The sequence below is a fragment of the Thalassotalea litorea genome (assembly GCF_043642205.1).
GTDB lineage: Bacteria > Pseudomonadota > Gammaproteobacteria > Enterobacterales > Alteromonadaceae > Thalassotalea_A > Thalassotalea_A litorea.
This window is the reverse complement of record NZ_JBHZSG010000071.1, coordinates 1-9,004: the sequence shown is the minus strand read 5'-3', so window position 1 is coordinate 9,004 and position 9,004 is coordinate 1. Positions and strand designations below refer to the sequence as shown.

The following is a 9,004-nucleotide window of genomic DNA, read 5'->3' as shown; positions in this document are numbered from 1 at the left end:
TTAATCTCGTTGTTTCGCTGCAGGCCTTGCCCGAAGCAGGATGCGCATTCTACGTCATCCAGTTTTGATGTCAACCGATTTTTGATAATTATTTCGAAAAAGTTGTTTTCGAACATTTACCAGTTTCGGTTGAGATAACCGGGTTAAACCCTGGTGGTTATCGTATCAAAACACTTCGTTGGTTTTGTTAACGACTTAAGTTGTCGCTTAACCCCGTGGAAGTGGATGCGCATTTTAGGGATTTTCCCGACAAGGTCAACACCCAAATCAATAAAAATCACAAAAAAACGATCGTTTGCTTAAAAATAAATCGATCCGTATAAAATACATTCGCAAAAGCCTTATAAAAGCATAGTCAGGTCTTTCAAAAGATCGAAAAATATCTTAACGTTCCGTCATCTGATCGATTAAAACCGTATAGGTTTTAAGGTTTTTTAACGCCTAGTATTGCCATTTGTAAAGGTGTTGTTAACATAGGGTTGGATTAGAACATTAAAAATACAATAAAAATCAGGTAATAATCATGAAATCTCCTTTAGTCCTCACATCCGCCCTGATAGCAACAGGTTGCGCATTGGTTGGTTACTTCGTCGGTGGAGCATTAGATAATGTTGACGCCATTTCCTTAACTGTTGGTTTATTTATTGGCGCTTTAGTTGCACCTGTTATTACCAACTTATTATCAAGTGAAGAACAAACACCCGCTATTAAAACCCTTTATGTCGGAAATTTACCTTATCGCGCTAATGAAGCTGCGATTCGCAGTCTGTTTTCTGACTATGGGGAAGTACATTCGGTACGTTTAATGAAAGATAAGCAAACCGGTAAGCGCAGAGGGTTCGGTTTCGTTGAAATGTCTGCCTCTGATGCTGATGGTGCGATTGACTCTTTAAACGATACAGAATTTCAACAAAGAACATTGAAAGTCAGAGAAGCGAAAGAACGCCCTGAGCCTTCTCAACATAACGACTAGGTTAATCCCGCTAACGGTTTTTAACCATGCCATAAATAAAAAGGGTCCCGATGTAATACATGGGACCCTTTTTTAGTATCTGAACAATATTGTCAGAGCAGTTTGGATTATTCACTTTCCCGGGCAATTGCGCGATACGCAATATCGGTACGATAGCTCATACCTTGCCAGCTAATTTCCTGCAATAACTGATACGCCGATAATTGTGCTTCGGTTACCGAATTACCTAATGCTGTCGCACAAAGAACTCGCCCACCCGCGGTAACAACGTGACCGTCTTTCATCGCCGTGCCGGCATGGAATGTTTTTCTGTCCGACAGAGTATTGGTCTCTAACCCGGAAATGGCATCCCCTTTTGGATAACTGGCAGGATAGCCATTTGCCGCTAAGACCACACCTACGGCAGCGCGTGAATCAAACTCGGCGGTACACTGATCCAAGTTACCTGCACAGGCTTTAAGACAAAGGTCTACCAGGTCCGATTGCAATCGCATCATAATTGGCTGTGTTTCCGGATCACCGAAGCGACAGTTGTATTCGATCACTTTCGGTGTACCATCGGCAGATATCATCAAGCCGGCATACAAGAAGCCCGTGTAAGGTGCATCTTCTTTTGCCATACCTTCGACGGTCGGCACAATAACTTCATCCATAATTCGATTATGAATTTCAGGCGTTACAACCGGCGCCGGGGAATAAGCTCCCATGCCACCCGTGTTTGGACCTTGATCGCCATTTAGAGCACGCTTATGATCCTGGCTTGTCGCCATTGGAAGGATATTCTTACCGTCAACCATAACGATAAAACTTGCTTCTTCACCATCTAAGAACTCTTCGATCACCACACGATGACCAGCATCGCCGAATGCGTTCCCCGCCAACATATCCTTGATAGCATCTTCCGCTTCTTGCAATGTCATAGCAACAATAACCCCTTTACCTGCAGCAAGGCCATCAGCCTTGACAACAATAGGAGCGCCCATTTTGCGAACATAGGCAATGGCAGGATCGATTTCAGTAAAGTTAGCGTAGTCTGCCGTAGGGATATTATGGCGCGCCAAAAAGTCTTTGGTAAACGCTTTTGACCCTTCCAACTGTGCTGCTTTCGCCGAAGGACCGAAAATCGTCAATCCCACTTGCTGAAATGCATCAACAACGCCATCAACAAGAGGTTGCTCTGGGCCGACGATGGTTAGTTCGATACTCTGTTGCTGGGCAAATTCAACTAAAGCAGGAATGTCACCAACCGAGATGTCGACATTCTCTAACTTAGCTTCGGTAGCAGTTCCTGCATTTCCCGGGGCAACAAAGACTTTTTCTACACCTGCGGAATGGGACGCTTTCCATGCTAATGCGTGTTCGCGTCCGCCACTACCTATCACTAATATTTTCATTACTACTTGTTCCTACAATAAGACCGACTTATTTAGTCGGCTTTACAAATTTTAAAGTCATGCGATCACTTTCGCCGATAGCAAGATACTTCTCACGGTCCTCATCACCTAAACGCAATACCGGTGGTAAAGTCCAAACGCCTTTTGGATGTTGGGCGTTATCTTTAGGGTTAGCATTAACTTCACTGGTATCTGCAAGTTCAAAACCCGCAGCCTGAGCTTGTTCAATGGCTAACGACTGTGAATAGTAGCCATCTGCATGATCCAGGCTTTCTGGCAATCTATGTTCAACCACACCTAACACACCACCGGGTTTCAAAGCTGTATATGCATCAGCAAATACTTGCTCAACGCCCATTTTTCCCCAGTTGTGAAGATTACGGAACGTTAATACCAGATCAGCCGTACCTGCCGGAGCCAATTCGCTTGCTTCTTTTGGCATAAAGTCGGTAAGTTTAACTTCGCTAAAAACAGCATCAGATGACAGTTTCTTCTCTAGCGCTTTGCGTGAACGGCTATAATAATCTTCTTTGCCGGTATCAGGGTAATGAGCACCATAAAGAACACCACTACCTTTTAAAGCCGGCGCCAAAATTTCAGTATACCAACCGCCACCAGGTGCAATCTCAACAACCGTCATGTCCTCTTTAAATCCGAAAAATTCCAAGGTTTGTTTTGGGTGACGATATTCGTCGCGAGCCTTATTTTTTTCAGAACGATGGTCACCGGCGATGGCGTCATCCAATTTATCAAAGGCAAACGCGGTGTTCGCTGTGGCGCCGATTAAGGCAACGGATAGTAGAGATGCTTTTACTACGGATTTCATTATTGTCATTTTTTCTTCCATATTCAGTTGATTCTCGATCAAGCGTATTATCATTAGACCATGTTGGTAAACTGATGTTATTACAACTTGATTAATAAGTATTTGAATTAAACGAACATTCAAACACTAAAGTTCAATAGTATATAGCACAAACCCGGTGGAAAGGTAGTGTGATCATTGCTGTACAATGACCACACGTTATCAAAGAGTGGGGATTAGTGTCTGAAGTGACGCATACCGGTGAAGACCATGGTCATGCCATGCTCATCAGCTGCGGCGATAACCTCTTCATCACGCATTGAACCACCCGGCTGGATAACCGCAGTAATACCCGCTGCGGCAGCAGCATCGATACCATCACGGAATGGGAAGAAGGCGTCAGATGCCATCACTGAACCTGGCACTTCTAAACCTTCGTCCGCAGCTTTAATACCCGCAATTTTCGCTGAGTAAACGCGGCTCATTTGGCCAGCACCAACACCCACTGTCATCTGATTTTTCACGTAGACAATGGCATTGGATTTAACAAACTTGGCAACCTTCCAGCTGAACAATAAGTCTTTTAACTCTTCTTCAGATGGTTGACGCTTACTGACTACTTTAAGATCTTCCATAGTCACCATACCCTGGTCACGGTCCTGAACCAGTAAACCGCCATTCACGCGCTTCAGTTCATAACCGTCGGTATGAGTATCCCACTGGCCACACTCAAGTAGACGAACATTTGGTTTCGCAGATACAATCTGTGCCGCGCCGCTAGAAACTGAAGGAGCAATGATAACTTCAACGAACTGACGAGAAACAATGGCTTCTGCAGTATCTGCGTCTAGTTCACGGTTAAACGCAATGATGCCACCGAACGCTGACGTTGGGTCGGTTTTGAATGCCGCATCATAGGCCGCATGGATATTATCGCCGATGGCAACGCCACATGGGTTGGCATGTTTTACAATGACACACGCAGGTTCTGCAAATTCTTTCACACACTCTAACGCGGCATCAGTATCAGCAATGTTGTTGTATGAAAGAGCTTTACCCTGAAGTTGCGTTGCGGTAGAAACCGACGCTTCCTGTGGCTCGGCTTCAACATAAAACGCGGCGTCCTGATGTGAATTCTCACCGTAACGTAAATCTTGTTTTTTGATAAACTGGCTATTGAAGGTACGTGGGAATTTCGTCGCTTCGGCATCTTCTACATCGTGTGCAGGAAGCATTTTTCCGAAGTAGTTAGCAATCATGCCATCATAGCTCGCTGTGTGCTCATAAGCAGCAATTGCTAAATCGAAACGGGTTTGATAAGTCAATGAGCCGTTGTTTGCGTTCATCTCAGCTAAAACACGATCGTAATCTTTAGCGTTAACAACGATGGTTACATCTTTATGGTTTTTGGCTGCCGCTCGAACCATGGTCGGGCCGCCGATATCGATGTTTTCAATCGCATCTTCTAAACTGCAATCTTCGTTCGCAACCGTTTTTGCAAACGGGTAAAGGTTAACCACAACCATATCGATAGCCTGGATGTTGTTTTCGCTCATTACGGCTTCATCAAGATCGCGACGGGCAAGGATGCCACCATGAACTTTCGGGTGTAGCGTTTTTACACGCCCGTCCATGATTTCCGGGTGACCAGTGTAATCTGACACTTCAGTTACCTGAATGCCATTATCAGCCAATAACTTGGCCGTTCCACCGGTAGATAAAATATCTACACCTTGTTGCGCTAGATTGCGCGCGAACTCAACGATGCCAGTTTTATCAGAAACGCTTAACAGGGCGCGTCTTATTGGGCGAGGAGTATCCATAATAATCTTGTTTACCTTTTACGTGATTACAGGTTGATTAAAGTTAAGTTTACGTTATTGCCAGCAAAATACGTTGCGGCGAATAAGTAGGATTTTGCCTTTGTTGACAGGCGAAAAAACTACCCGTACCGCGTCCTGCTATCCGGGCATACATCCTTGAATATACCCGTACCGCGTCCTGCTAACCGGGCATACATACATCCATGTAATAACCCTCTGTTGCTACCATCCATGGTGCCAGAGGATAAGTACATCCCTTTAACAAACCCTCTGTTGCTACCATCCATGGTGCCAGAGGATAAGTACATCCCTGTACAAAAAAAGCACCCGAAGGTGCTTTTTCATGCAGGCGAACCTGCGCGTGGTTAGTTCATGCCGTACTTTTTAAGTTTCTTACGCAAAGTACCGCGGTTGATGCCAAGCAAGTTTGCTGCGCGCGTTTGATTACCGCGTGTATATTGCATTACTTCTTCTAACATCGGAGCTTCGATTTCTGAAAGTACCAGGTCGTACATATCGTCTACATCGTTACCATTTAATTGCGACAGGTAATTTTTAATCGCGATTTTAGCTTGAGAACGTAAAGGTGATGCCTTGGTCTGAGTTTGCTGGTCACCGATAACAAATGGAGAAGAAATATTTTGTTCAAACATAAAGTTCAGACTCTTTTATTAAGTTAATTGGTCAAAAAACATATTCAATGCGTTAAGTTGCTCTTCAGGCAATTCAAGGGCATTAAATATAGGCCGAAATTCTTTTGCCTGGTCATGCGCTTGCAAGTACCAGGATACGTGTTTACGAGCGATCCTTACTCCCATAAATTCACCATAAAACGTGTGCAGCTCTTTAACATGCCCGAGTAAAATGGCTTTCACTTCTTCCACATCAGGTGGTGTCAGTGTTTCACCTGTAGCCAGATAATGATTTATCTCACGGAAAATCCATGGGCGCCCCTGTGCTGCTCGGCCAATCATGACCGCATCTGCACCGGTATAGTCCAGCACCTGTTTGGCTTTTTCCGCGGATGTCACATCACCATTGGCGACAACCGGGATTGTTACTGCTTGTTTAATTGCTCTTATTGTATCGTATTCCGCATTGCCTTTATAAAAGTCACAACGGGTACGACCATGCACTGCCAGTGCCTGAATTCCATTTCCCTGAGCAATTTTTGCTATCTCAACACCATTACGTGTGTTATCACACCAACCGGTGCGAATTTTCAACGTTACCGGAACATCCACTGCCTTTACGACCGCATCTACAATGCGTTGCACCTGTTCCGGCTCTTTTAATAATGCTGAGCCAGCGAGCTTTTTATTTACCTTCTTCGCAGGACATCCCATATTGATATCAATAATCTGCGCACCATTGTCGACATTTACCTGAGCGGCGTAAGCCATTTCATCAGGGTCTGAGCCAGCAATTTGCACAGAGCGGATCCCTACTTCATCACCGTGTTGCATGCGCAAACGAGACTTATCTGACTTCCAAACCTTAGGATTAGAAGACAGCATTTCCGACACAGCTAAACCAGCCCCTAAACGACAGCATAATTGTCGAAAAGGACGATCGGTAATCCCCGCCATCGGAGCCAGGATCACATTATTTTCTAACTGATAAGGACCAATGTTCACGTTGATGGTTTTTTGAGCTCATGTTCAAAAGGGCGCTAAGTTTACGTGTTTTTAGCGCCAATGAAAAGACTATAAAATGTACGAAAGGGTATTTTTTTGTACTTTTTTTTATTGACATTTTAGCAAACAGGTTAGACCTGACGTGATGTTCAGGCAGTTTGTGCGGCACTCATGCTTTTTGCACAAAAATACAACAAGTCAGGTGTTTTTCATAAATGGGTTAACGACGGACACCATCTAATCGCACCCATTCATCTTTAACCGTGATCGGGTTCATCTGGCAATACTGGCTATAAACCTGGCTAAGGGCCTCTCCCTGCTCTTCCAAAATTCCCGACAACGCCAGCAAACCATCGCGCTTCGCGTAACTGGTAATAATGGTGGCAAGCTCCTTCAGCGGGCCGGCAAGAATGTTGGCGACAACAATATCTGCCTGTAAGCTTGGTTGATCTTCTGGTAGATACAAAGATAAACGGTCAGCAACCCCATTGCGCTGGGCATTGGCTTTACTGGCTTGCAAAGCTTGAGGGTCGATATCAATGCCGATCACGCGCTCGGCCCCCAGCTTCAGTGCTGCCAGAGATAAGATCCCCGAACCACAACCAAAATCGACAACCGTTTTGCCCGTTAAATCAAGACTATCTAGCCAGGTAAGGCATAAGGCGGTAGTTGGGTGGGTCCCGGTACCAAATGCCAGACCAGGATCGAGCATGACATTTACCGCATCCGGATCAGGCACTTCGCGCCAGCTCGGACAAATCCATAAACGCTCGCCAAACTTCATCGGATGAAAGTTATCCATCCATTCGCGCTCCCAGTCCTTGTCTTCGAGCTGCTCCAGCTTGTAGCGCATATCCTGTTTGTCCGGGTGGATGGATTGCAGGTAAGAAATAACGTTTTCCATATCATGGCTGGCATCATACAAGCCCATGACTACCGTATTACTCCAGTATGTCACTTCGTCGCCGGGCAATGGTTCGTAAATTGGGGTATCTTGAGCATCAACAAAGGTTACCGCCTGAGCACCGCATGCAGATAACCAATCAGAATACTTTTCGGCAGTCTCTTCATTGGCTGCCAGTCTTAATTGAATCCAGGGCATTATCGCTCTCTAAAAGAAATGAATGCTTAAGTTTACCATGTCCGTGTGCATAGTTGATCACTCCAGATAAACTTAGATAAAAAGTTTTTAGTCAATCCCACCGTCAGTACAAGATATTCGGATTGGTTATTTTACCGTGTGTAAAAATCTGCGATGATAAGAGACAACTAGCCTTTATATACACATTCAGTATGCAATATTTTCCAATTTTTCTGGACTCAGACAAGCTCTCGGTGGTCATCATCGGTGGAGGCAGTGTTGCCGCGAGAAAAATCGAACTGGTTTGCAAAACATCAGCAAACGTTAGAGTGGTGTCTCCCGAAATTAATCAGACGGTAGAAGCTTTGATCCGACGACACAACATTGACTGGCAACAAACCTGCTATGACAACACCCAGATCAAAGACGCCAATCTTGTTATCGCAGCCACCAATGACAGTCAGGTAAATGCGCAGATAAGTGAAGATGCAAAGGCCTTAAATATCTTGGTAAATGTCGTCGATGCACCTCAGTTGTGCTCTTATATTACCCCCGCAATTATTGACAGAGAGCCGATGTTGATTGCGCTTTCAAGCTCTGGCAGTGCGCCAATTTTACTACAGATGCTAAAAACGCAAATCGAGCAGGTGTTACCAAATCACTATGGAAAACTCGCCCAGTTTTGTGGCTCGAAAAGACACCAGGTTCAACAATATATTGATGACTTCGCCACGAGAAAAGTGTTCTGGCAAGAAACACTCACGGGTGATATTGCACAATTGATCCTTGCGGATGATCTGCAGCTTGCTCAGCAACGGTTTGAGCAACGCCTGCAAAGCTACCAGCGACAAAACGTCCTAAAATCTGGGGATTTATCCATTGTGGTCAGTCAGGACAATAATCCGGACTTACTGACACTAGCCGCCTATCAGGTTATGCAATTAGCCGATACGATATATCTCGAGCCGCATCTGGATCGAAACTTCTATGAATTTGCACGCCGCGATAGCGAAAAGGCACCACGTTTTGACATCGATGAAATACACAAAACCGTTGCGTCTGGTCAACGCGTTGTGGTGATCACTGACAATCCAGATCGCCTCACCCAACAAGGGCTGAAAAACGCGCGTGTATATTCAAGTGGCAGATTAGCGTAATCGGTCTTGTTAACGTGCAAGACCTGTTACCAATCACATTAAATTATTGCTCACTCGGTGAGAATTTAAAGGCTTTTAGGCAAGGCTTTGATTGCAGAGAATGGTCGCTCCATTATCTCAAAATCGGTCAAAAT

At 44.9% G+C, this 9,004-nt stretch carries 8 protein-coding genes; 2 read left to right on the top strand and 6 right to left on the bottom strand.

Annotated elements, in window-relative coordinates; genetic code table 11:
• Window positions 1-523: 523 nt before the first annotated feature.
• Window positions 524-973, top strand: coding sequence for an RNA recognition motif domain-containing protein (locus tag ACHUFQ_RS16700; RefSeq protein WP_394176985.1), 450 nt, complete (start codon window positions 524-526; stop codon window positions 971-973).
• A gap of 107 nt (window positions 974-1,080) precedes the next feature.
• Here ACHUFQ_RS16700 and purD read toward each other — a convergent pair whose 3' ends face one another.
• The 6 genes from purD to prmA all read right to left on the bottom strand — a co-directional run bounded on the left by purD (window position 1,081) and on the right by prmA (window position 7,734).
• Window positions 1,081-2,367, bottom strand: a complete 1,287-nt coding sequence (purD, locus tag ACHUFQ_RS16695; protein ID WP_394176983.1) for a phosphoribosylamine--glycine ligase — start codon at window positions 2,365-2,367, stop codon at window positions 1,081-1,083.
• Between the two features lie 28 nt (window positions 2,368-2,395).
• Window positions 2,396-3,193 carry a class I SAM-dependent methyltransferase gene (locus ACHUFQ_RS16690; protein WP_394176986.1) on the bottom strand — a complete coding sequence of 266 codons (798 nt, stop codon included), beginning with the start codon at window positions 3,191-3,193 and terminating at the stop codon, window positions 2,396-2,398.
• Window positions 3,194-3,408: 215 nt separating this feature from the next.
• Window positions 3,409-4,995 carry a bifunctional phosphoribosylaminoimidazolecarboxamide formyltransferase/IMP cyclohydrolase gene (gene purH / locus ACHUFQ_RS16685; RefSeq protein WP_394176982.1) on the bottom strand — a complete coding sequence of 529 codons (1,587 nt, stop codon included), beginning with the start codon at window positions 4,993-4,995 and terminating at the stop codon, window positions 3,409-3,411.
• Between the two features lie 365 nt (window positions 4,996-5,360).
• Window positions 5,361-5,648 (bottom strand): DNA-binding transcriptional regulator Fis, encoded by a 288-nt coding sequence (gene fis / locus ACHUFQ_RS16680; RefSeq protein ID WP_394176981.1) that lies wholly within the window; start codon window positions 5,646-5,648, stop codon window positions 5,361-5,363.
• An 18-nt stretch (window positions 5,649-5,666) separates the two neighbouring features.
• Window positions 5,667-6,632 (bottom strand): tRNA dihydrouridine synthase DusB, encoded by a 966-nt coding sequence (dusB, locus tag ACHUFQ_RS16675; protein WP_394176980.1) that lies wholly within the window; start codon window positions 6,630-6,632, stop codon window positions 5,667-5,669.
• A gap of 220 nt (window positions 6,633-6,852) precedes the next feature.
• Window positions 6,853-7,734, bottom strand: a complete 882-nt coding sequence (gene prmA / locus ACHUFQ_RS16670) for a 50S ribosomal protein L11 methyltransferase (RefSeq protein WP_394176979.1) — start codon at window positions 7,732-7,734, stop codon at window positions 6,853-6,855.
• 191 nt (window positions 7,735-7,925) lie between these two features.
• On the opposite strand from prmA, the gene ACHUFQ_RS16665 reads away from it, so the two are divergent.
• On the top strand, window positions 7,926-8,870 hold the full coding sequence (locus tag ACHUFQ_RS16665) for a siroheme synthase (protein ID WP_394176978.1): 945 nt from the start codon (window positions 7,926-7,928) through the stop codon (window positions 8,868-8,870).
• Window positions 8,871-9,004: the final 134 nt, after the last annotated feature.

Coding starts and splice junctions, on each gene's coding strand:
- prmA (WP_394176979.1), bottom strand. CDS start 7,734: ATGCCCTGGATTCAATTAAGACTGGCAGCCAATGAAGAGACTGCCGAA.
- purH (WP_394176982.1), bottom strand. CDS start 4,995: ATGGATACTCCTCGCCCAATAAGACGCGCCCTGTTAAGCGTTTCTGAT.
- ACHUFQ_RS16665 (WP_394176978.1), top strand. CDS start 7,926: ATGCAATATTTTCCAATTTTTCTGGACTCAGACAAGCTCTCGGTGGTC.
- ACHUFQ_RS16700 (WP_394176985.1), top strand. CDS start 524: ATGAAATCTCCTTTAGTCCTCACATCCGCCCTGATAGCAACAGGTTGC.
- ACHUFQ_RS16690 (WP_394176986.1), bottom strand. CDS start 3,193: ATGAAATCCGTAGTAAAAGCATCTCTACTATCCGTTGCCTTAATCGGC.
- purD (WP_394176983.1), bottom strand. CDS start 2,367: ATGAAAATATTAGTGATAGGTAGTGGCGGACGCGAACACGCATTAGCA.
- fis (WP_394176981.1), bottom strand. CDS start 5,648: ATGTTTGAACAAAATATTTCTTCTCCATTTGTTATCGGTGACCAGCAA.